A 22034-nucleotide genomic window follows, 5' to 3' on the forward strand; every position below is an offset into this window, starting at 1 on the left:
GACACTACCACCACTTTTCCGGCTGGAACGTACCCGCAGCCTGTTCGATGACATGGGCGGTCTGGCACAAGGTTTCCTCGTCGAACGGCCGGCCGATGAGCTGCAGGCCGAGCGGCAGGCCCTTGGCGTCGAGCCCTGCGGGCACGGCGATGCCCGGCAGTCCGGCCATGTTCACGGTCACCGTGAAGATGTCGTTGAGGTACATCTTGACCGGGTCGGCGGCCATGTCCTCGTCGGCGATGCCGAAGGCCGCCGACGGCGTCGCCGGCGTCAGGATGACGTCGACGCCGGCAGTGAATGCATTTTCGAAATCCCGCTTGATGAGGTTGCGCACCTTCTGCGCCTGCAGATAGTAGGCGTCGTAGTAGCCGGCGGAGAGCACATAGGTGCCGATCATGATGCGGCGCTTGACCTCGCGGCCGAAGCCGGCGGCGCGGGTCTTCTCGTACATGTCGACGATGTCCTTGCCCGGCACGCGCAACCCGTAGCGGACGCCGTCATAGCGGGCTAGGTTCGACGAGGCTTCGGCGGGCGCGACGATATAATAGGCCGGCAGCGCATATTTGGTATGCGGAAGCGAAATGTCGACGATCTCGGCGCCGGCATCTTTCAGCCAGGCAATGCCCTTCTGCCACAGCGCCTCGATCTCGTCGGGCATGCCGTCGACGCGGTATTCCCTCGGGATGCCGACCTTCATGCCCTTGATCGGCTTGCCGATCGCCGCCTCGTAATCCGGCACCGGGCGGTCGACCGAGGTGGTGTCCTTCGGATCGACCGAGGCCATGGATTTCAAGAGAATCGCGGCGTCACGCACGTCGCGGGCGATCGGACCGGCCTGGTCGAGCGACGAAGCGAAGGCGACGATGCCCCAGCGCGAGCAGCGGCCGTAGGTCGGCTTGATGCCGACCGTGCCGGTGAAGGCGGCGGGCTGGCGGATCGAGCCGCCGGTGTCGGTGGCGGTGGCGCCGGCACACAGGAACGCCGAAACGGCGGAGGCCGAGCCACCCGACGAGCCGCCCGGCACGAGCTGGGCGTTATCCAGCGTACGCGCGGTCCTGGTGCCGCCGGCCGAGACAAAACCGCCATCGCCCTGATGCGTGGTCGGCATCACCATCGTGTCGACGCGCGAACGCCTCCATGGATTGACGACCGGGCCGTAGTAGGAGCTCTCATTGGACGAGCCCATGGCGAACTCGTCCATGTTGAGCTTGCCGAGCATGACGGCGCCGTCGGCCCACAGATTGGCAGTGACGGTCGATTCGTAGTGCGGCTTGAAGCCGTCCAGCACATGGCTGCAGGCTTGGGTGTGGATGCCTTCGGTGCCGAACAGGTCCTTGACGCCGAGCGGAATGCCTTCGAGCGACCCGCCCTCGCCCTTCGCAAGCTTTGCGTCCGAGGCCCTGGCCATGTCGCGCGCCTTGTCATCGGTTACGACGACATAGGCATTGAGCGCCGGATTGGCCCGCTCGATTGCCTGGAGATAGGCTTCGGTGATCTCGGTTGCGGTGATTTCCCGGGCGCGCAGCTTGGCGCGGGCCTGCGAAATCGTCAGGTGGGTCAGGTCGCTCATCAGGCAAGGCTCTTTTCGTAAAACACCGACCACCCGGAATCGGGATAGTCCAGCACCGGGCCGCAGCGCGAAAATCCGGCGCGTTCATAGACGGTCCACGCAGCCGGATGGCGGTCGCCGGTTTCCAGCACCAGACGCTTCAGTCCTTCATTGCGCGCCAGCGCCTCGATTCGCTCGACGATCCCGGCGCCGATCTTCTGCCCGCGATGCGAAGGCCGCGTGTACATGCGCTTGACCTCGCCGACGGCGCCGTCATGGCGTTTCAGCGCGCCGCAGCCGATGGCGAGGCCGTTGTCACGAGCGATGAAGACAGTCGTGTCGTTGTCGGCCATCTGCTCGACGGTCATGTGGGAGCAGTGCTCCGGCGGCGTCAGTTCCAGCAGCGTGTCGTTGAGCTCCTTGACCAGCCCGCGCACGTCGTCCTGCAGCGGCGTTTCGATGGCGATCTCGATTGCCATCGGCCCGCTACTCCACGACCTTCGGAACGAGGAAGAAATTCTCTTCGGTCGCCGGTGCGTTGGCGACGATGTCGGCCGCCTTGCTGCCGTCGGTGACGACGTCCGGGCGCTTCTTCATCTCCATCGGAATGACCGACGTCATCGGCTCGACGCCGGCGACGTCGACCTCGTTCAACTGCTCGACAAAGCCGAGAATGGCGTTCAACTCGCCGGTCATGCGCTCGGCATCCGCCTCGCTCACCGCAATGCGGGCGAGACGCGCGACGCGCTTCACTGTCTGCAGATCAACGGACATATTTGCTTGTGCCTCGGGAAAACCAGTCCGCGCTATAGCGGCGCGGCGCGTGCCGCGCAACATGCATCGTGCCGAGAACTCAGCCAGAAGGTCTATGGCAGGGCCACACCGTCGCAGAGGAAAAAGCTGCCGCTGTTGCCGCTCGCCTCGCTTTCGTCTTCCGCAGGTCGGACCGAAACCAGATCGATCTGCTTCGGGCTCAATTGCGTTACGGAGAGAACGTCCGGAAAGACATGTCCCGGCTCCTGACATATGGCTGTCACCGCCCAACTCGGCGATAGCGTCGCCTTGCTGATCTGAAGGAACTCGCAATCGTATTCGACGCTTTGCAGGCCACGCGCCGAGAGCACGATGTTGCCGGCGTCGATCAGCGCCTCCAGTGTGTACTTCTTGGCCTGCGTACAAAGCTCATCGGACTGGAGATAGACGCCTTTGATGAAGTCCTCCGCGGCGGGAGCCGGGGAGGCCACAGAAAGAACAGAAATGAAAAGAAAGCCCCTCAAAACCATGTTTTCACTCCATTTTGGCCCCTTATACCTAGCGTCTTCTACAAGCTAATCGTCCCGCCGATCTCCGGCAACGCCACCTTCACGCCGGCACCCTCCAGCCCCGCGACAAACTTGTCGGCGGTCTGGTCGATGATCGGAAACGTGCCGAAGTGACTGGGAATGACCGTCTCGAACTGAAAGAAGCGCCGACAGGCAAGGGCTGCCACCGCGCCGCCCATGGTGAAGCGGTCGCCGATCGGCACGATGCCGATCTTCGGCTCGTGCAGTTCGTTGATCAGCGCCATGTCGGAAAAGATGTCGGTGTCGCCCATATGATAGAGCGTCTTGTCTTCCTGGAAATGCAGCACGAGGCCCCCGGGATTGCCGAGATAGGTGTTCTGGCCTTCATCGCCCGGGAACGACGAGGAATGCAGCGCCTGGACGAAGGTGGTGGTGAAGCCGCCGCAATCGATCGTGCCGCCGATATTGCCCGGATTGATCTTCTTGTCGCTGACGCCCTTGCCGACCAGGTACATGCAGACCTCGAAATTGGCGACCAGCATGGCGCCGCTTTTCCCGAGCACTTCGAGCGCACCGCTGATGTGGTCGCTGTGGCCGTGGGTCAACAGAACATGCGTGACCCCTTCCGCCGGCTCTTCCCAGCCGCCCGTCCATGACGGATTGCCGATCAGGTAGGGATCGATGAGGATTTTCGCCTCGGCGGTTTCGACGCGAAACGCGGAATGTCCGTACCAGGTCAGTTTCATGAATGCCTTCCTCGATTTTTGCTTCGCCAAAGGATAGAACGCCGGCAGTGGAATTAAAGTCCCACAGCGTCCTTTGCGGCGTATGGTCCGAGGAAAGCCGTTGAGCATCATCACCATCGAGGAGTTGCCGGCGCGGCTCGGCGGCGGCAAGACGCTGGCCGGGCTCGACCTTGGCGACAAGACGATTGGCGTGGCGGTTTCCGACAGGGGCTTTGCCTTCGCCCACCCGCGTCCCGTCATCATGCGCAGGAAATTCTCGCTGGATGCCGCAGTGCTGCTCGCCTTGCTGGAGAAAGAGAATGTCGGGGCCGTGGTGCTCGGCCTGCCGGTCAACATGGACGGGTCGGAAGGCCCGCGCGCCCAGAAATCCCGCGCCTTCGCCCGTAACATGGCTGGTGTGACCGACCTGCCCTTCGTTTTGTGGGACGAGCGGCTGTCGACGGTGGCGGCCGAGCGGACGCTGATCGAGATGGATTTTTCGCGCCGCAAACGCGCCGGCAAGATCGATTCGGCCGCGGCGGCCTTCATTCTGCAGGGCGCGCTCGACCGGCTTCAGACGCTCGGCGTCGACGCCTGGTCGAAATAGCGGTCGCGCATTATCCTGATCCAGCCACCGATCACCCGGCGTCGGCGAAACGCCCAAAACGCCATGAGCAGCAGGCTGTCGAGGATGCAGGCCTTTGCCACCATGCCCGGAATGAGCGCCGGATCGATGCCAAGCATCTCGCCATAGAGCTGGAAGACGAGGTCATGCAATTGGCGGCTCAGCATGACGTAGCCGAAATTGATGTCGTTGAGCGACAGGAAGAACCAGCCCCAGAATAAGGCGAGCGGCGTCGCCCATAGCGCGAACAAGGTGCGCATCAGCGGTCCCTCAAGTTCGTGTCCGGCCACAAGGTCGCGTCCAGGCTGCCTGAAATGCGCGAGAGCGCCGAGTTGTGCGCCGCCGCCTTCGCCATCGAGGAGCTCAATATATGCCGCATAGCGTTCCTGCTTCCGTAGACAGGACAGTGGGCTTTGCGGCCTGCCGCTGCAATGGAAACCATTTGTTAAGGTTAACGGTCATCCACAGCGGCGGTGAGCGTTATCTCGCCTGATACCGTGGCTTGGACGTGGATTTCGCCCGCTCCCCAATAGGCCCTGGGCCAGTCATCGGAACGATCCTGACACCACCAGACGCTTGATACCTCAACTTCAGCTGCTGACCTTGATGTCGTTATCCGCGCACCAGGTCTTCAACGCTTCTTCCGTGGCTTTTTGCTCGAAGTCGTACCATCGATCAACGGCGCCCCTGTGCTCTCGCAATCATCTAGCGGCGCGACAAACGACGAGAAACCTTGCCGAAGTCGCTTCAGGTGACCGGTGGGTACAGCGTGTCGATGATCATGCGCGCGTCATGGCGTGAATCGAGCATGCCATAGGTGTTGCGCCACTGGCCGGCGAGGCGCGTCTCGACGAAGGCGTCGGCGATCCGCCCTGCCCCCAGCCTGCGAAGCTCCGCCGCCGCCGCCGACAGCGCCAGTTGCTCGGTGAGCAGACGCGCCGAGCCCTCATCGGTTGCCGCGACCTGCATTGCTGCCTTGAGCACACCGACGGTGCCGCGCCCGCCGGCGCCGAGATCGCGATCGATGCCGGCCAGCACCTCCTCGAACAGGCCGGGTGCACGCCCCAGCACGCGCAGCACGTCGAGCGCCATGACGTTGCCGGATCCCTCCCAGATCGCGTTGACCGGAGCTTCGCGATAGTAGCGGGCGAGCGGCGCCTCTTCGACATAGCCATTGCCGCCGAGGCACTCCATCGCCTCATAGAGCAGCGGCGGTGCGATCTTGCAGACCCAGTATTTGACGACCGGCGTCATGGCGCGCGCAAAAGCCGCCTCGCCGCGGTCGCCGGCCGCCTCGTCGAAAGAGCGCGCCAGTCGGAATGACAGCGCGGTGGCGGCGGCGACGTCGAGCGCCATGTCGGCCAGCACGCGCTGCATCAGCGGCTGCTCGATCAGATTGGTTCCAAACACCTGGCGGTGACGGGTGTGGTGGACGGCTTCGGCCAGCCCGGCTCGCATGATCGCCGACGAGCCGATCGCGCAGTCGAGCCGGGTCAGCGTCACCATATCCATGATCGTCTTGACGCCTGCCCCGGGTTCGCCGACGATCTCGCCGATGGCATTGACGAACTCGACTTCGGACGAGGCGTTGGAGCGGTTGCCAAGCTTGTCCTTCAGCCGCTGGAAGCGGAAGCCGTTGCCCGAGCCATCGCCGAGGATGCGGGGAACGAGAAAGCACGACAGTCCTTCCGGCGCCTGTCCAAGCACCAGGAACGCATCCGACATCGGCGCCGACATGAACCATTTGTGGCCGGTCAGCCGATAAAAGCTGCTGCCGGCGCGCTCGGCCCTGGTGACGTTGGCGCGGACGTCGGTGCCGCCCTGCTTCTCGGTCATGCCCATGCCGAGCGTCAGCCCGGCTTTTTCGACCGGCGGCTTCTGGCTCTGGTCGTATTTGCGTGTCGTCACCCGCGGCGCCCATTCGCGAAACAGTTTCGGGCTTGCCATCAGCGCTGCCAGCGAGGCGCTGGTCATGGTGATAGGACAGAGATGCCCGGTTTCGAGCTGCGCCGTCAGGTAGAAACGGGCGGCGCGCACCTGATGGCGGCGGCCGATCTCGGCATCGCCATTTTCCCAGACCGACGAATGCAGCCCGTTCGCCACCGACCGGCGCATCAGCGCATGATAGGCTGGATGGAACTCGACCAGATCGATGCGCCTGCCCTGGCGGTCATGGGTCCTGAGCTTCGGCGTCTCGACATTGGCGAGGCGGGCCAGTTCCTGCGCCTCCTGCGTCAGCACGAAACGGCCAAGCCCATCGATATCCTTGCGCACCGGATCGGAAAAACGCTCGGCAAGCTGGATCAGCAACGGATCGCCTCGCCAGGCGTTGCCGCCGGCCAGCGGCGGCGGCTGGTTCGTCACGTCGTCGGTCACACACTGTCCTTATCATCACAAGGCCACGAATCCGAAGCCATCAGCTAGATATAGCCCAAGCCGCGCAACGAGCGCGACGAAAATACCGGGGAGAAAGGCCGCAATCCAAAGCTGGTGCTTGCAGCCAAAGGTCCTCCACCCTATAGCAGCGCCTTGAGATGACCGACGCTTCGTCCCTGCCACTCTACCCCCACCGCCATCTTCTGGGCATCCGCGATCTTTCCCCCGCCGACATCGAGCTTTTGCTGGACAGGGCGGACCGGTCGGTCGCGATCTCGCGGCAGTCGGAGAAGAAAGCCTCGACGCTGCGTGGCCGCACCCAGATAAACCTGTTCTACGAAGCTTCGACCCGTACGCAATCGTCGTTCGAACTGGCCGGAAAACGGCTCGGCGCCGACGTCATGAACATGTCGGTGGCCAGTTCTTCGGTGAAGAAGGGCGAGACGCTGATCGACACGGCGATGACGCTGAACGCCATGCATCCCGACATCCTGATCATCCGCCATCAGTCGGCGGGTGCCGCCGCGCTGCTGGCGCAAAAGGTCGGTTGCTCGGTGATCAATGCCGGCGACGGCGCCCATGAGCACCCGACGCAGGCGCTGCTCGACGCGCTGACCATCCGCCGCGCCAGGGGCCCGCTGTCGAAGCTGATCGTGGCGATCTGCGGCGACATCCTGCATTCGCGCGTGGCGCGTTCCAACATCATGCTGCTCAATGCGCTCGGCGCGCAGGTGCGCGTCGTGGCGCCGTCGACGCTTTTGCCCGCCGGCATCGAGAAAATGGGCGTGATCGTCACCCGTTCGATGGCCGAAGGGCTCAAGGACGCGGATGTGGTGATGATGCTGCGGCTGCAGCGCGAGCGCATGGAAGGCGCCTTCGTGCCTTCGGTGCGTGAGTATTTCCACTATTTCGGCCTCGACGCCGAGAAGCTGAAGGCGGCCAAGGACGGCGCTCTGGTCATGCACCCCGGCCCGATGAACCGCGGCGTCGAGATCGCCTCGGAAATCGCCGACGGTCCGCAGAGCGTCATCCAGGAACAGGTGGAGATGGGTGTTGCCGTTCGCATGGCGGTGATGGAAGCGCTGCTCGATCCCCGCCGCAATTATGAAGGCCGCGGCGCATGAGCACAACGGTGTTCAGCCGGGCCCGCATCATCGATCCGTCGCGCGGCATTGACGAGGTCGGCACCGTCATTGTCGAGGGCCGCAAGATCGTCGCTGCCGGCAAGGCGGCCTTGAACCAGGGCGCTGCGCAAGATGCTAATGTCATCGACTGCGCCGGCAAGGCAATTATTCCCGGCCTGATCGATGCGCGCGTCTTCATCGGCGAACCGGGCGGCGAGCACCGTGAGACCATCGCTTCGGCCAGCGTGGCGGCGGCGGCCGGCGGCGTGACTTCCATCGTCATGATGCCCGACACCGACCCGGTGATCGACAATGTCGCGCTGGTCGAATTCGTGCTGCGCACCGCCAAGGACACTGCCGTCGTCAATATCTTTCCGGCGGCGGCGATCACCAAGGGGCTCGAAGGCCGCGAGATGACCGAATTCGGCCTGCTGCGCGAGGCCGGCGCGATCGCCTTCACTGACGGCCGGCACACCATATCAAGCGCACTGGTGATGCGCCGTGCGCTGACCTATGCGCGCGATTTCGGCGGCGTGATCGCGCATGAAACCCAGGACGCCGACCTCGCTTCGTCAGGCGTCATGAACGAAGGCCTCTATGCCAGCTGGCTCGGCCTTGCCGGCATTCCGCGCGAGGCCGAGTCCATTCCGCTGGAGCGCGATCTTGCGCTGGCGCGGCTGACTGGCGGCGCCTATCACGCGGCCAAGATTTCGACTGCGATGGCGGCAAACGCGGTAACGAGGGCCAAGGCCGACGACGCCAAAGTCACAGCAGGCGTCTCGATCCACAATCTGTCGCTCAACGAGAACGATGTCGGCGAATACCGCACCTTCTTCCGGCTGACGCCGCCGCTGCGCGCCGAGGAGGACCGGCTGGCGATGATCGAGGCGGTCAAGGACGGCACGATCGACATCATCGTATCCTCGCACGACCCGCAGGACGTCGACACCAAGCGGCTGCCTTTCGCCGACGCCGCGGCCGGTGCCATCGGACTGGAAACGCTGCTCGGCGCGGCGCTGCGGCTCTACCACAATGGCGATATGACGCTGCTCAGGTTGGTTGAGACGTTGTCCACTGCGCCGGCAAGACTGTTCGGCCTGCCCGGCGGCACGCTGAAGCCGGGTGCGGTCGCCGACCTTGCGCTGGTCGATCTCGACGAGCCATGGATCGTCAGCGAAAGCGGCATCCGTTCGCGCTCGAAAAACACCTGTTTCGAAGGCGCGCGGCTGCAGGGCAAGGTCTTGCAAACGATGGTGGCGGGCCGCACAGTGTTTTCGGCCTAATGCATGTCGCGCAAAAGCATGCCCTCGGGCCTGACCCGAGGGTGCGCAGCGGTTTTGCGATAACGACATGCATAAAACAGCAACCTAAAGCGCGTCGCATCAGGCCGGTCAAACGCGACGCGCTTTAGGGCATATCCGGGGGAACAATGGCTTACGGCATCGTCTTGGCGCTGGTGTTCGGCTATCTGCTCGGCTCCATCCCGTTCGGCCTCCTGATCACCCGTGCCGCCGGCCTTGGCGACGTCCGCAACATCGGCTCCGGCAATATCGGCGCCACCAATGTGCTGCGCACCGGCAACAAGGGCCTGGCTGCCGCCACGCTGCTGCTCGACGCGCTGAAAGGCACGGCGGCGGTGCTGATCGCCGGTTACTTTGCCCCGGAGCTCGGGCTCTGGGCCGGCTTAGGCGCCTTCTTCGGCCATCTCTTCCCGGTCTGGCTCGGTTTCAAGGGCGGCAAGGGGGTCGCCACCTATCTCGGCGTGCTGATCGCTCTTGGCTGGCAGGTGGCGCTGATCTTTGCCGTCGTCTGGCTGGCCATGGCTTTCCTGTTCCGCTATTCCTCGCTGGCGGCGCTGACGGCAGCAATCGTCGTGCCGATCGCGCTCTATGTCCTCAGCACGCCCGAGATTGCCGGGCTGTTCGCGCTGATGAGCCTGATCGCCATCATAAAACACCGGGCCAACATTACCCGGCTGCTGGCCGGCACTGAGAACAAGATCGGAGCCAGGGAGTGAGCCAGCGCGCCGCCGGGACGCGGCTCAGCGACCGGCAGCGGTTGAGCTGGCTTCGTTTGATCCGCACGCCGAATGTCGGTGCGGCCACCTTTCGCGACCTGATCAACCGCTTCGGCTCGGCCGAGACGGCGCTCGAGATGCTGCCCGAGCTGATGGTTTCGGGCGGCGCCAGAAAGGCCGTCCGCATCCCGACGGTGGCCGAGGCCGAGGCGGAACTGGAGACCGCACGGCGCGCCGGCGCCCGCTTCGTCGGCATTGGCGAGGCCGACTATCCGCCGCTGATGAAAAGCATGGACCATCCGCCGCCGCTGCTCGCGGTCAAGGGCGAAGGCGCGGTGTTCCGGCTGCCGGCGGTCGCCATAGTCGGCGCCCGAAACGCCTCGCTGGCCGGCATCAAGATGGCGCGGACGCTCGCCGCCGAACTCGGCCGCGACGGCTTCGGCATCGTCTCCGGCCTGGCGCGCGGCATCGACACGGCAGCCCATCAGGGCAGCCTTGCGTCAGGCACGATCGGTGTGCTGGCCGGCGGCCTCGACCTGCCCTACCCGCCCGAGAATGCCGCATTGTGCAACGAGATTGCCGAGCGCGGCGGTGCCATCATTTCAGAGATGCCGTTCGGCTGGCAGCCGCGCGCCCAGGATTTTCCACGCCGCAACCGCCTTGTCGCCGGTGCGGCATTGGGGCTGGTCGTGGTCGAGGCGGCGCTGCGCTCCGGCTCGCTGATCAGCGCCAGGCTTGCCGGCGAGATGGGCCGGCTGGTCTTCGCCGTCCCCGGCTCGCCGCTCGATCCGCGCGCCGCCGGCGCCAACGCCTTGCTCAAGGACGGCGCCACCCTGGTCACCGAAGCAGCGGACATTACCGCTGCGATCGCGCCGCTGGTCGGCAAACTGGCGCCAAGAACGCCGCTGCTCGAAGAGCCGCCCGACTTTTCGGCAACACCGCCACCCGGCGAAGACGACCGCGCCCGCGTCATCGAAGCGCTCGGCCCAACGCCGGTGGCGATCGACGAAATCATCCGCCACACCGGCCTGCATCCCGCCCAGGTTTTCATGGTGCTGCTGGAACTCGACTTAGCCGGCCGGCTGGAGCGCCACGCCGGCGGCAATGTCTCGCTGGTGTGATCGAGACGATTCTTGAGAGAACCTGGCTCGACGCCGCTGGAAAACCCAAGGCGTCATGAAGCATCTCGCTTTAGACCGGGAACAGGAACGCTAACCTGTTGATTTTCAGAAAAAAAGTGGTGAGCGCGCAGGGATTCGAACCCTGGACCTACTGATTAAAAGTCAGTTGCTCTACCGGCTGAGCTACGCGCTCCCGCGGGCTCAGGATGCCGCCCTCGAAATTGCGCGGAACATAGGGAGAGTGTCTCGAACGGTCAACCGGAAAAAGAGGCCTCGCGAGCCGGACTTTTCGCGGTCTGCTGACGCCTCGCAAACCGTCTCGACAAGACCGGAGTGGCTGTCTCGCACAAAAGCCGAGACGCATTACGAATCAGCAGCTTGCTATTCTTCGCGGAACAATTGCGCAACCTGCCCGTTTTTATCGCTACAAGGGACGACGCTATCAAGGAGAAGGCCATGAACAGGATCATGTCGGGCTTGCTGGCGACCGTGCTGTCAGCATCATTCGCTGTAGCGCAGATCGTGCCCGTCAACGCCCAGCCCATCTACGTGCCGCTGGGTCAGAACGTCTCGTCGGATGTCCAGACAGTTCAGGATGAACGGTGGAGGTGGAGGAACCGGGATTTCTCGCGTCGCGATTTCCGTCGCGATTTCTCTCGCCGTGATTTCCGTCGCGATTTTTCTCGCCGCGAGTTCCGTCGCGATTTCTCCCGCCGCGATTTTTCCCGCCGCGATTTTCGTCGTTTCGCCGGTAACGACGATTTCAGGTACTATCGCGGCTATCGCGGCTATCGCTATTATCGTCCTGGCTATCGTCGCTACAACGACTACTGGTTCCCGCTGGCGGCCTTCGCTACCGGCGCGCTGATCACCGGCGCGATCATCAACAACCAGAGCCGCCGCATCTATCGCGGCGATGCCCACGTGGAGTGGTGCTATAGCCGCTACAGATCTTACCGGGCCTACGACAACACGTTTAAGCCTTACTACGGCCCCCGCCGGCAGTGCATCTCGCCCTATTGATAAGCCAGGGGCAGAGTTGAATAAAGCTTCTTGAAAAGCCTGCGCCGGCAACGGCGCAGGCTTTTCTTTTCGGAGCGCGAATCTACAGCGTGCTCAGTGTCCGTCGCACAGCATGGCGCCAACCCGCCAGCTTTGCGGAACGGACCGATGCATCCATGTCCGGTCGAAACCGTCGCTCCAGCGCCCAGCTCCTGGCGAATTCCCTTGTCTTCGGCCAGACGCCGGCCTTCGAGCCGGCTAGCCATGCCGCGCCGAGCGCCGTCGTCTCCAGGATGGTCGGGCGGTCGACCGGCGCATCGAGGATGTCGGCAAGCCGCTGCATCGTCCAGTCCGACGCCACCATGCCGCCATCGACCCTGAGAACGGTCTTCGCTGATGCGCTCTTCCAGTCCCTGCGCATCGCATCGAGCAGGTCGCGCGTCTGGAACGCGACGGATTCGAGTGCGGCACGGGCAAATTCCGCCGGGCCCGAATTGCGGGTCAGCCCGAAGATGGCGCCGCGCGCCTCGGCGTCCCAGTGCGGCGCGCCAAGCCCGACGAAAGCCGGCACCAGGTAGACTTGTTGGGTCGGGTCGGCGCTCGCCGCCAGCACGCCGCTCTGCTCGGCCTTGCCGATCACCTTGATGCCGTCGCGCAGCCATTGCACGGCAGCACCTGCGATGAAGATCGACCCTTCCAGCGCATAGGTGGTCTTGCCGTTCAGCCTGTAGGCAATGGTCGTCAACAGACGGTTCTTCGAGCGCACCAGATCGCTGCCGGTGTTGAGCAGCGCGAAGCAGCCGGTGCCATAGGTCGATTTCATCATGCCCGGCTCGAAACAGGCCTGGCCGATGGTCGCCGCGTGCTGGTCGCCAGCCACACCGAGGATCTTTATCTCTGCGCCGAACAGGCTTTTCTCTGTGATTCCATAGTCGTCGGCGCAATCCTTCACCTGCGGCAGCATTCTTGCCGGTATACCAAGAATGGCCAGGAGCTCGTCGTCCCATCCATTCTTTTCGATGTTGTAGACCAGCGTGCGCGAGGCGTTGGTGGCATCGGTGGCGTGAACCTTGCCGCCGGTCAGCCGCCAGATCAGAAAGCTGTCGATGGTGCCGGCCAGCAATTCGCCGTTCTCGGCGCGTTTTCTGGCGCCCTTCACCTTGTCCAGCATCCAGGCGATCTTGGTGCCGGAGAAATAGGGATCGAGCAGCAGGCCGGTCTTCCTGGTGAACTTCTTCTCCAACCCCTGCTTCTTCAATTTCTGGCACAGCGGCGCGGTGCGGCGGTCCTGCCAGACGATCGCGTTATGGATCGGCCTGCCGGTCGCCCTGTCCCAGATGACGACGGTCTCGCGCTGGTTGGTGATTCCGATGGCCGCGACATCCGACGCATCGCGGCCGGCGCTCTTCAGCGCAGCCTTCGCCGTCGCCACGACACTCGACCAGATTTCCTCCGGATCATGCTCTACCCAGCCGGAGGCCGGATAATGCTGGGTAAATTCCTTCTGGCCGCTGCCCACGACCATCATGTCACCGTCGAACAGGATCGCCCGGCTCGATGTCGTCCCCTGGTCGATTGCTAGGATAAAGCCAGTCATTCTCACTCCCTCGGCGCAAACAGGGGAGACGGCAAGATGCCGCCTCCCCCGATTGGTGCGATGCGGGCGCGAACGCCCGGACCGATGCTCAGTTGCTCCAGCTCTTGACCAGCTCGTCGTAGTTGATGGTCTGCGGCTTGTCCTTCTCCGGCTCGATCTTCAGCTGCGGCGCGAGATTGCCCTTGGCGACGGCATCGGCGTTCCACTCCTCCAGGGTCTTTTCCTCGGCGAGTTTCGGTCCGATGTCGCCCTGCACGCCGGCGCGCTCGAGGCGCTCAAGCACCTCTTCCTGCTCGGCACAGAGCGAGTCCATCGCCTCCTGCGGAGTTTTGGCACCCGACGAGGCGTCGCCGATCGCCTGCCACCAAAGCTGTGCCAGCTTCGGATAGTCAGGGACGTTCGTACCCGTCGGCGACCACTGGACGCGGGCCGGCGAGCGGTAGAACTCGATCAGGCCGCCGAGCTTCGGGGCGCGGTCCGTGAAGCTCTTGTGCTGGATCGTGCTCTCGCGGATCAGCGTCAGGCCGACATGGGCTTTCTTAACGTCGACTGTCTTCGAGGTGACGAACTGCGCGTAAAGCCAGGCTGCCTTGGCGCGGTCGTCAGGCGTCGACTTGAGCAGCGTCCAGGAACCCACGTCCTGGTAGCCGAGCTTCATGCCGTCCTTCCAGTACACGCCATGCGGCGACGGAGCGAAGCGCCATTTCGGCGTACCGTCCTCGTTCACGACGGGAAGGCCGTCCTCCACCATGTTGGCGGTGAAGGCCGTGTACATGAACATCTGCTGGGCAATTTCGCCCTGCGCCGGAACCGGTCCGGATTCCGAGAAGGTCATGCCCTGGGCCGCGGCCGGAGCGTAAGCCTTCATCCAGTCGAGATATTTCTGGATGGCATAGACCGACGCCGGACCGTTGGTGTCGCCGCCGCGAGCCACGCAGGAGCCGACGGGCCGCGACTTCTCGTCGACCTTAATGCCCCATTCGTCAACCGGAAGACCATTCGGCAGCCCCTTGTCACCATTGCCGGCCATCGAAAGCCAGGCATCGGTGAAGCGCCAGCCGAGCGACGGGTCCTTCTTGCCGTAGTCCATATGGCCGTAGACCTTCTTGCCGTCGATCTCGCGGCCGGTGAAGAAGGCGGCAATGTCCTCATAGGCCGACCAGTTGACGGGAACGCCGAGGTCGTAGCCGTACTTCGCCTTGAAGTCCGCCTTGTTCTTCTCGTCGTTGAACCAGTCGTAGCGGAACCAGTAGAGGTTGGCGAACTGCTGGTCGGGCAGTTGGTAAAGGTCGCCGTCCGGAGCCGTCGTGAACTTGGTGCCGATGAAGTCGGCGAGGTCGAGGTTCGGGTTGGTGACGTCCTTGCCCTCGTTCGCCATCCAGTCGGTCAGGCTGCGTGCCTGCTGGTAGCGCCAATGGGTGCCGATCAGGTCGGAGTCGTTGACATAGGCGTCGTAGATGTTTTCGCCCGACTGCATTTGCGTCTGCAGCTTTTCGACAACATCGCCTTCGCCGATCAGATCATGGGTGACTTTGATGCCGGTGATGTCGGCGAACGCCTTGGCCAGCGTCGTCGATTCATAAGAGTGCGTCGTGATGGTTTCCGAGACGACCTTGATGTCCATGCCCGCAAAGGGTTTTGCAGCATCGATGAACCACTGCATCTCGGCTTCCTGGGCGGCGCGGTCGAGCGTCGACATGTCCTTGATCTCGGCGTCGAGAAACGCCTTGGCTTCGTCCATTCCAGCATAGGCCTGGCCGGCTCCGAGGAGCAGGACCAGAGCAGTCGTTGACGTCAGAAATTGCCTTCGCATGTGTTTCCTCCACTGTTCAGTTCTAAGTGCTATCTGGAGCAGCCCCGGGCACGCTCCAACAGTTTCCCCCTCTATACGTAGCGGAACACGCCGATGGCGTAGACCACGGAGAGAGCGAGAGCCCACCACAGGTTGGGTCCGACAAGACCCAGCCAAGCGAGATGGATAAAGGCGCTGCCAAGCAGCGATAGGAAGAGACGGTCGCCGCGCGTCGTCTCGAAGCGCAAGACGCCGATGCGCGGATTGCCGCCAGGCGAGGCGTATTCCCAGACCGCCATGCCGCAGAGCAGCAGGAAGATGGTGCCGAAGAAGGCGGCGGTCGGCCAGGTCCAGGCCATCCAGGAGAAGCTCATGATCACACCCTCCCCAGGGCAAAGCCCTTGGCGATATAATTTCGCACGAACCAGATGACGAGCGCACCCGGTATGATGGTGAGCACGCCGGCTGCGGCCAGCACGCCCCAGTCGAGGCCCGAGGCCGAAACCGTCCGCGTCATGATCGCGGCTATCGGTTTTGCCGCGGTCGTGGTCAGCGTCCGCGCGATCAGCAGTTCCACCCACGAGAACATGAAGCAGAAGAAGGCCGCGACGCCAACGCCGCTCGCGATCAGCGGCATGAATATCTTCAGGAAGAAGCGCGGGAAGGAATAGCCGTCGATATAGGCGGTCTCGTCGATTTCCTTCGGCACGCCCGACATGAAGCCTTCAAGGATCCAGACCGCCAGCGGCACGTTGAACAGGCAGTGCGCCAGCGCCACGGCGATATGGGTGTCGATCAGGCCGAAAGCCGAATAGAGCTGGAAGAACGGCAGCGCGAACACCGCCGGCGGCGCCATGCGGTTGGTCAGCAGCCAGAAAAACAGGTGCTTGTCACCGAGGAAGCGGTAGCGCGAGAAGGCATAGGCTGCCGGAAGCGCCACGGCGACGGAAATCACCGTGTTCATAACCACATAGATGATCGAGTTGATGTAGCCCCTGTACCACGACGGATCATTGAAAATGACCGCGTAATTGGCAAGCGTCGGGTTTCTCGGCCAAAGCGAGAAGGCGCCGAGGATCTCCTGGTTGGTCTTGAAGCTCATATTGACCAGCCAATAGATCGGCAGCATCAGGAAGATGATGTAGATCGTCGGCACCAGCCACCAGAACCGTGACTCCTCGCCGCGTCGCCGCATCTTGCGGGCCAGCGCGGCGTTCGCCGTCTGCGCTTCCGCTGTAGCGGGGGTCTGCCGCATCAGCGTTCGTTCGTTGGCCGTGGTTTCGTCGAGGCGCGCCATCTCACCGCTCCGCATCGTAGGCTGTCATGACGGTGTAGAACACCCAGGACAGGAGCATGACAATCAGGAAATAGATGATCGACATGGCCGCCGCCTCACCGAGGTTGAACTCGCCGATGGCCAGCTTCACCAGATCGATCGACAGGAAAGTGGTGGTGTTGCCGGGCCCGCCGCCGGTCACGACGAACGGTTCGGTATAGATCATGAAACTGTCCATGAAGCGCAACAGAACCGCGATCAGCAGCACCCGGTTCATCTTCGGCAGCTGGATGTAGCGGAAGATCGCCCAGCGCGAGGCGCCGTCGATCTTGGCCGCCTGGTAATAGGCGTCGGGGATCGAGACCAACCCTGCGTAGCAGAGCAGGACGACGAGGCTCGTCCAGTGCCAGACGTCCATGACAATGACGGTGATCCAGGCGTCGAACGGGTCGTTGACATAGTTGTAGTCGAAGCCGAGCGCCCGCAGCGTATATCCGAGCAGGCCGATATCGACGCGGCCGAACACCTGCCAGATCGTGCCGACAACGTTCCACGGGATGAGCAGCGGCAGCGCCATCAGCACCAGGCAGACCGGAACGCCCCAGCCCTTCTTCGGCATGTTGAGCGCGATGAAGATGCCGAGCGGAATCTCGATGACCAGGATGATGGCCGAGAAAATCAGGTTGCGGCCCATCGCTTCCCAAAACCGGTCGGAATGCAGGATTTCCTCAAACCATTCCGAACCCGCCCAGAAGAAGACGTTGTTGCCGAAAGTGTCCTGCACCGAATAATTCACGACCGTCATCAGCGGGATGATCGCCGAGAAGGCCACCAGCAACAGCACCGGCAGCACCATGAACCAGGCCTTGTTGTTCCAGGTCCTTTCCATGCTCAGCCTCCCATCTCGACGCGCCAGGAATCGGCATAGATGTTGATGCCGGCCGGGTCGAAAGCGATCTTCGGATCGGCGGGAATGTCCTCGTCCTCGCCGATGATCGCCGCGATGTCGCGGCCTTCGAAGCTGGCGCGCACCACCTTGTGGCGGCCGATATCCTCGACCTTGCGGATTGAAACCGGCATGCCGCTGGCGCCAAGCCTGACATATTCGGGGCGGATGCCGAGCTCGATCGCACCGGTGATCCCGGCCTTGGGCGCGCCCGGCAATTCGATCGTCTGGCTGCCGAGCCGCGCGCTCCTGCCTTCGACCGCGACCGGCATGACGTTCATGCCCGGCGAGCCGATGAAATAGCCGACGAATGTATGCTTGGGGCGCTCGAACAGTTCGGCTGGCGAGCCGATCTGAACGATCTCGCCCTCATACATGACGACGACGTTTTCGGCGAAGGTGAGCGCCTCGGTCTGGTCGTGCGTGACGTAGACCATGGTGAAGCCGAAGCGCCTGTGCAACTGCTTCAACTGCGAACGCAGCACCCATTTCATATGCGGGTCGATGACGGTCAGCGGCTCGTCGAACAGGATCGCGTTGACATCGGAGCGCACCAGCCCACGTCCGAGCGAGATCTTCTGCTTCTGGTCAGCCGTCAGCCCCCTCGCCTTTCGCTTGGCCATGTCGGCCAGACCGGTCATGTCAAGGGTTTCACGCACCTTGCGGTCGACGTCGGGTTCCGCAACGCCGCGGTTGCGCAGCGGGAAGGCCAAATTGTCGTAGACGGTCATGGTGTCGTAGATGACCGGGAACTGGAACACCTGAGCTATATTGCGCTCCTGCGTCGACAGATTGGTCACGTCCTTGCCGTCGAACAGAAGCTCGCCGTGCGACGGATACAACAGGCCGGAAATGATGTTGAGCAGCGTGGTCTTGCCGCAGCCCGACGGCCCCAGCAGCGCATAGGCGCCGCCGTCCTCGAAGGCGTGATGCACCTCCTTCAGCGCATAGTCCTTGTCCGACTTCGGATGCGGCCCGTAGGCGTGGCGGATGTGATTGCAGTCGATGCGCGCCATGTGCCCTCCTCCTCAAGCCGCCAGCATCTGTGGCGGCGCGGCCGAGCGGCCGTTCGCGTCGAACACCATGATGTGCCGCGGGTCGATGAACACCTCGATGGTCTGGTCCGGCTCGAACACCAGGATGCCGTGCTCAAGCATGACCCAGCGGACATCGGCGAAGTCGAGATGCACGAAACTTTCAGAACCGGTGATCTCGGTGACCGAGACCTTGGCTCTCACCGCCACCGCCGACGGGCTCGGCCGGGCAAGGGAGAGATGGTGGGGCTGGAAGCCGATCGTGTAACTCGTATCGGCAATACCGACGAGTTCAGCCGGCACCGGGAGGCTCACCCCACCTTCAAGAAGGAAGCTCGAACCGCTCTTCTTCAGCACGATCGTGTTGAGCGGCGGATCGGCGAACGTCCTGGCCGTGACAAGGTCGTTCGGCCTGCGGAAGACGTCGATCGTCGGGCCGAATTGGGTGATGCGGCCTTCGGAAAGCGTCGCCGTGTTGCCGCCGAGCAGCAAGGCTTCGTGCGGCTCGGTCGTGGCGTAGACGAAGATGGTGCCGGTTGCCGCAAAAATCTTCGGCAATTCCGCGCGCAACTCCTCGCGCAGCTTGTAGTCGAGGTTGGCGAGCGGCTCGTCGAGCAGCACGAGGCTGGCGTTCTTGACGATGGCGCGTGCCAGCGCGGTGCGCTGCTGCTGGCCGCCGGAGAGGCTGAGCGGCGTGCGGTCGAGAAAGGGCGTCAGCTTGAGAAGGGCTGCGGCATTGCGTACCTCCTTGTCGATCTTTGCCCGCTCGGCACCGGCCACCCTCAGCGGCGAGGCGATATTCTCGTAAACGGTCATAGCCGGATAGTTGATGAACTGCTGGTAGACCATGGCGACGTTGCGCTTCTGCACCGGGATGCCGGTGACATCCTTGCCATCGAACCAGACCGAGCCGGATGTCGGCACGTCAAGGCCGGCCATCAGCCGCATCAGGCTGGTCTTGCCGGAAAGCGTCGGCCCGAGCAGGACGTTGAGCGAGCCGTGCTGAAGCGTCAGCGACACGTCGCGTATGTGCTCCGCCGCGCCGACCGTCTTCGACACGTTTTTCAGTTCCAGCATGATGCCTCCTCCCAGGCTTTCTGCATGACTATTCGGCAGCCGCGACATGGCGCCGGCTTATCCCGCGCATGAATTCGTCGAGCGCTGCCGCCTGCTCGCGGCTCAGTTGCAGGCCGCGCTTGGTCCTGCGCCACAATACATCTTCGGCCGTCATCGCCCATTCATTTTGAACGAGGTAGCGCACCTCGGCCTCGTAGAGATCGGCGCCAAAGTTGCGGCCAAGGTCGGCATTCGACCTGGCGAGGCCCAGCAGCATCCTTGCGCGAGTCCCGTAAAGCCGGGTCAGGCGGCGCGCCAGACGCGCATCGAGGAACGGATAGGCCGTCTTCAGTTTCGCCACTTCGGCGTCGAAGCCGCGCGCCGGGAAATCGCCGCCCGGCAGCGGCGCGTTTGCCGTCCACGGCTTGCCGCGCTTGCCGAGTAAACCCTCGATTTTCTCGAGCATCGATTCCGAAAGCCGGCGATAGGTGGTGATCTTGCCGCCGAAGGTGTTGACGATCGGCGCCGTGCCTTCGCCGCCGTCGGTCTTCAACACATAGTCGCGGGTCGCTTCCTGCGCCTTCGAGGCGCCGTCGTCATAAAGCGGGCGCACGGCGGAATAGGTCCAGACGATGTCCGAACGCTTGACCGGTTGCGCGAAATATTCGCTCGCCGCAGCACAGAGGTAATCGATCTCGGCATCGCTGATCTTCACGTCGCGCGGGTCGCCGGAAAAGTCTTGGTCGGTGGTGCCGATCAGCGTGAACTCTTCTTCGTAGGGGATGGCAAAGATGATGCGGCCATCCTTGTTCTGAAAGAAATAGGCGCGCGGATCGTCGAATTTCTTGCTGATGACGATATGGCTGCCCTGTACCAGCCGGACATTGTGCACGTCGTTCAAGCCGACGGTAGCTGACAGCACGTGGTCGACCCATGGGCCCGCGGCGTTGACCAAAAGCCGCGCCTTGACCTCCTCGGTGTCGCCGGTCTGCGTGTTTTGCAGCCTGACCGTCCAAAACTCGCCTTCACGGCGTGCGCCGACGACTTTCGTGCGGGTTCGGATCGTTGCGCCGCGATCGGCGGCGTCGCGGGCGTTCAACGCCACCAGCCGCGCATCGTTGACCCAGCCGTCGGAATATTCGAAGGCCTTGCGAAACAACGGCTTCAGCGGCTTGCCGGCTGGGTCGTTCGCCATGTCCAGCGTCTTGGTCGCCGGCAGCAATTTGCGCCCGCCAATGTGGTCGTAGAGGAAAAGGCCGAGCCTGATCAGCCAGGCCGGGCGCAGGCCCTTGGCATAGGGCAGCACGAAGCGCATCGGCCAGATGATGTGCGGCGCGTTCTTCCAGAGGATCTCGCGCTCCATCAGCGCCTCGCGCACCAGGCGGAACTCATAGAACTCCAGATAGCGCAAGCCGCCATGGATCAGTTTGGTCGAGCCCGAGGACGTGCCGCTGGCCAGATCGTTCATCTCGGCAAGGAACACCGAGAAGCCGCGCCCAACCGCATCGCGGGCAATGCCGCAGCCGTTGATACCGCCACCGATGACGAAGATGTCATGGATCGGGGATGCGCTCACAAAAAGTCCTCCCGGATTTCGCATTGCAGCATTTTTAGGTTTTTACGAAACCGTGTCGGGATTATTTCGAAATAGGAACGAATGTCAAACGAAATCTAAACAGCGGGAGTTGCCGCAACGGCACCATCAACGGTCCCATCTAGGAGAGCGAGGTTTCGATCAGTTGAACCTCTGCTTCCTGGCAGATCTTGCGCACCGACGGGATGTCGCAGCGGTCGGTGATGAAAGTGTTGACCTGCGACAAGTGGCCGATGCGAACCGGCGCCGTCCGCTCGAACTTGGTCTGGTCGGAAACGAGGATGACATGCCGGGCATTGGCGATGATCGCCTGCGCCACCTTCACCTCGCGAAAATCGAAATCGAGCAACGCACCGTCATGGTCGATCGCCGAGGCGCCGATCACCGCGTAGTCGACTTTGAACTGCCTGATGAAATCGACCGCCGCCTCGCCGACCACACCGCCGTCGGAACCCCGCACGACGCCGCCGGCAATAACAACTTCGATGGAAGGATATATGCGCATCCTGTTCGCAACATTGATATTATTGGTGATGACCATCAGGCCGGCATGATCGAGAAGCGCCTTGCTGACCGACTCCGTCGTGGTGCCGATATTGATGAACAGCGAGGCGTTGTCCGGGATCAGCCTGGCTGCGGCGCGGCCGATCGCCTCCTTCTCGTCGGCGGCGATCTTGCGCCTCGCCTCATATTCCATGTTTTCGATGCCGGACGGGAACAGCGCCCCGCCATGGATACGGGAAAGCAGGCGCTGGTCGCACAGATCGTTGAGGTCCTTGCGGATGGTCTGCGGCGTCACGTTGAAATGCGTTGCCAGATCCTCGACCAGCACGCGGCCATTGTCCTTGGCCATCTGGATGATCTCGGAATGACGCGGCGACAGATACATTGGGGACCTTCCGTTTTCGTTTTCCTTG

22 protein-coding genes and 1 tRNA gene are annotated in these 22034 nt (G+C 63.1%); 6 read left to right on the top strand and 17 right to left on the bottom strand.

Features of this window, described 5'->3' with window-relative positions; all coding sequences use genetic code 11:
- Window positions 1-4 precede the first annotated feature (4 nt).
- From AC0L28_RS08460 to AC0L28_RS08480, 5 genes are all read right to left on the bottom strand, one after another.
- The gene (locus AC0L28_RS08460) at window positions 5-1570 is read right to left on the bottom strand and encodes an amidase (RefSeq protein ID WP_128168141.1); all 1566 of its coding nucleotides are present in this window, start codon (window positions 1568-1570) and stop codon (window positions 5-7) included.
- Window positions 1570-2028 carry a GNAT family N-acetyltransferase gene (locus AC0L28_RS08465; protein WP_023801201.1) on the bottom strand — a complete coding sequence of 153 codons (459 nt, stop codon included), beginning with the start codon at window positions 2026-2028 and terminating at the stop codon, window positions 1570-1572. Before AC0L28_RS08465 ends, AC0L28_RS08460 begins: the two co-directional genes overlap by 1 nt.
- Window positions 2029-2035: 7 nt before the next feature.
- Window positions 2036-2323 carry an Asp-tRNA(Asn)/Glu-tRNA(Gln) amidotransferase subunit GatC gene (gatC, locus tag AC0L28_RS08470; protein ID WP_128168140.1) on the bottom strand — a complete coding sequence of 96 codons (288 nt, stop codon included), beginning with the start codon at window positions 2321-2323 and terminating at the stop codon, window positions 2036-2038.
- 92 nt (window positions 2324-2415) lie between these two features.
- Window positions 2416-2832 carry a hypothetical protein gene (locus AC0L28_RS08475; RefSeq protein ID WP_128168139.1) on the bottom strand — a complete coding sequence of 139 codons (417 nt, stop codon included), beginning with the start codon at window positions 2830-2832 and terminating at the stop codon, window positions 2416-2418.
- Between the two features lie 38 nt (window positions 2833-2870).
- A complete protein-coding gene (locus AC0L28_RS08480; protein ID WP_473476743.1) occupies window positions 2871-3578 on the bottom strand; it encodes a metal-dependent hydrolase in 708 nt (235 codons plus the stop codon).
- Window positions 3579-3678: 100 nt separating this feature from the next.
- On the opposite strand from AC0L28_RS08480, the gene ruvX reads away from it, so the two are divergent.
- Window positions 3679-4164 (top strand): Holliday junction resolvase RuvX, encoded by a 486-nt coding sequence (ruvX, locus tag AC0L28_RS08485; RefSeq protein ID WP_128168137.1) that lies wholly within the window; start codon window positions 3679-3681, stop codon window positions 4162-4164.
- On the opposite strand, the gene AC0L28_RS08490 is transcribed toward ruvX, so the two are convergent.
- Together AC0L28_RS08490 and AC0L28_RS08495 are read right to left on the bottom strand one after the other, a co-directional pair.
- A complete protein-coding gene (locus tag AC0L28_RS08490) occupies window positions 4131-4442 on the bottom strand; it encodes a DUF6105 family protein (protein WP_128168136.1) in 312 nt (103 codons plus the stop codon). The genes ruvX and AC0L28_RS08490 overlap by 34 nt on opposite strands.
- A 487-nt stretch (window positions 4443-4929) precedes the next feature.
- On the bottom strand, window positions 4930-6558 hold the full coding sequence (locus AC0L28_RS08495; protein ID WP_473476746.1) for a DNA alkylation response protein: 1629 nt from the start codon (window positions 6556-6558) through the stop codon (window positions 4930-4932).
- Between the two features lie 158 nt (window positions 6559-6716).
- Here AC0L28_RS08495 and AC0L28_RS08500 point away from each other — a divergent pair, with 158 nt between their 5' ends.
- The 4 genes from AC0L28_RS08500 (at window position 6717) to dprA (ending at window position 10820) form a co-directional block, all read left to right on the top strand.
- A complete protein-coding gene (locus AC0L28_RS08500) occupies window positions 6717-7682 on the top strand; it encodes an aspartate carbamoyltransferase catalytic subunit (RefSeq protein ID WP_128168134.1) in 966 nt (321 codons plus the stop codon).
- Window positions 7679-8965: a dihydroorotase gene (locus tag AC0L28_RS08505; protein ID WP_473476748.1), complete on the top strand. Its 1287-nt coding sequence runs from the start codon at window positions 7679-7681 to the stop codon at window positions 8963-8965. The genes AC0L28_RS08500 and AC0L28_RS08505 overlap by 4 nt, the downstream gene beginning before the upstream one ends.
- Before the next feature lie 146 nt (window positions 8966-9111).
- Window positions 9112-9699: a glycerol-3-phosphate 1-O-acyltransferase PlsY gene (plsY, locus tag AC0L28_RS08510; RefSeq protein ID WP_287376476.1), complete on the top strand. Its 588-nt coding sequence runs from the start codon at window positions 9112-9114 to the stop codon at window positions 9697-9699.
- Window positions 9696-10820: a DNA-processing protein DprA gene (dprA, locus tag AC0L28_RS08515; RefSeq protein ID WP_128168131.1), complete on the top strand. Its 1125-nt coding sequence runs from the start codon at window positions 9696-9698 to the stop codon at window positions 10818-10820. Before plsY ends, dprA begins: the two co-directional genes overlap by 4 nt.
- A 117-nt stretch (window positions 10821-10937) precedes the next feature.
- Here the strand turns inward: dprA and AC0L28_RS08520 are convergent.
- Window positions 10938-11013: transfer RNA gene (locus AC0L28_RS08520), tRNA-Lys, on the bottom strand.
- 263 nt (window positions 11014-11276) lie between these two features.
- On the opposite strand from AC0L28_RS08520, the gene AC0L28_RS08525 reads away from it, so the two are divergent.
- Window positions 11277-11843, top strand: coding sequence for a BA14K family protein (locus tag AC0L28_RS08525; RefSeq protein ID WP_287228640.1), 567 nt, complete (start codon window positions 11277-11279; stop codon window positions 11841-11843).
- An 82-nt stretch (window positions 11844-11925) separates the two neighbouring features.
- Here the strand turns inward: AC0L28_RS08525 and glpK are convergent, their stop codons facing one another.
- From glpK to AC0L28_RS08570, 9 genes are all read right to left on the bottom strand, one after another.
- On the bottom strand, window positions 11926-13419 hold the full coding sequence (gene glpK, locus AC0L28_RS08530) for a glycerol kinase GlpK (protein WP_473476752.1): 1494 nt from the start codon (window positions 13417-13419) through the stop codon (window positions 11926-11928).
- Between the two features lie 88 nt (window positions 13420-13507).
- Window positions 13508-15232, bottom strand: a complete 1725-nt coding sequence (locus AC0L28_RS08535; protein WP_128172390.1) for an ABC transporter substrate-binding protein — start codon at window positions 15230-15232, stop codon at window positions 13508-13510.
- Window positions 15233-15303: 71 nt separating this feature from the next.
- Window positions 15304-15585 carry a DUF2160 domain-containing protein gene (locus AC0L28_RS08540; RefSeq protein WP_023801186.1) on the bottom strand — a complete coding sequence of 94 codons (282 nt, stop codon included), beginning with the start codon at window positions 15583-15585 and terminating at the stop codon, window positions 15304-15306.
- A 2-nt stretch (window positions 15586-15587) separates the two neighbouring features.
- Window positions 15588-16466 (bottom strand): carbohydrate ABC transporter permease, encoded by an 879-nt coding sequence (locus tag AC0L28_RS08545; RefSeq protein WP_084833813.1) that lies wholly within the window; start codon window positions 16464-16466, stop codon window positions 15588-15590.
- Window positions 16467-16509: 43 nt separating this feature from the next.
- A complete protein-coding gene (locus AC0L28_RS08550) occupies window positions 16510-17376 on the bottom strand; it encodes a carbohydrate ABC transporter permease (RefSeq protein WP_473476756.1) in 867 nt (288 codons plus the stop codon).
- Between the two features lie 2 nt (window positions 17377-17378).
- Entirely contained in the window at window positions 17379-18449 is a 1071-nt protein-coding gene (locus AC0L28_RS08555) for an ABC transporter ATP-binding protein (protein ID WP_023801184.1), read from the bottom strand.
- Between the two features lie 12 nt (window positions 18450-18461).
- Window positions 18462-19544, bottom strand: a complete 1083-nt coding sequence (locus tag AC0L28_RS08560) for an ABC transporter ATP-binding protein (protein WP_287306975.1) — start codon at window positions 19542-19544, stop codon at window positions 18462-18464.
- A 28-nt stretch (window positions 19545-19572) separates the two neighbouring features.
- Entirely contained in the window at window positions 19573-21099 is a 1527-nt protein-coding gene (gene glpD / locus AC0L28_RS08565; RefSeq protein ID WP_473476760.1) for a glycerol-3-phosphate dehydrogenase, read from the bottom strand.
- A 139-nt stretch (window positions 21100-21238) separates the two neighbouring features.
- Window positions 21239-22006 carry a DeoR/GlpR family DNA-binding transcription regulator gene (locus AC0L28_RS08570; protein WP_128172387.1) on the bottom strand — a complete coding sequence of 256 codons (768 nt, stop codon included), beginning with the start codon at window positions 22004-22006 and terminating at the stop codon, window positions 21239-21241.
- Window positions 22007-22034: the final 28 nt, after the last annotated feature.

The sequence above is a fragment of the Mesorhizobium sp. WSM4847 genome (assembly GCF_055811335.1).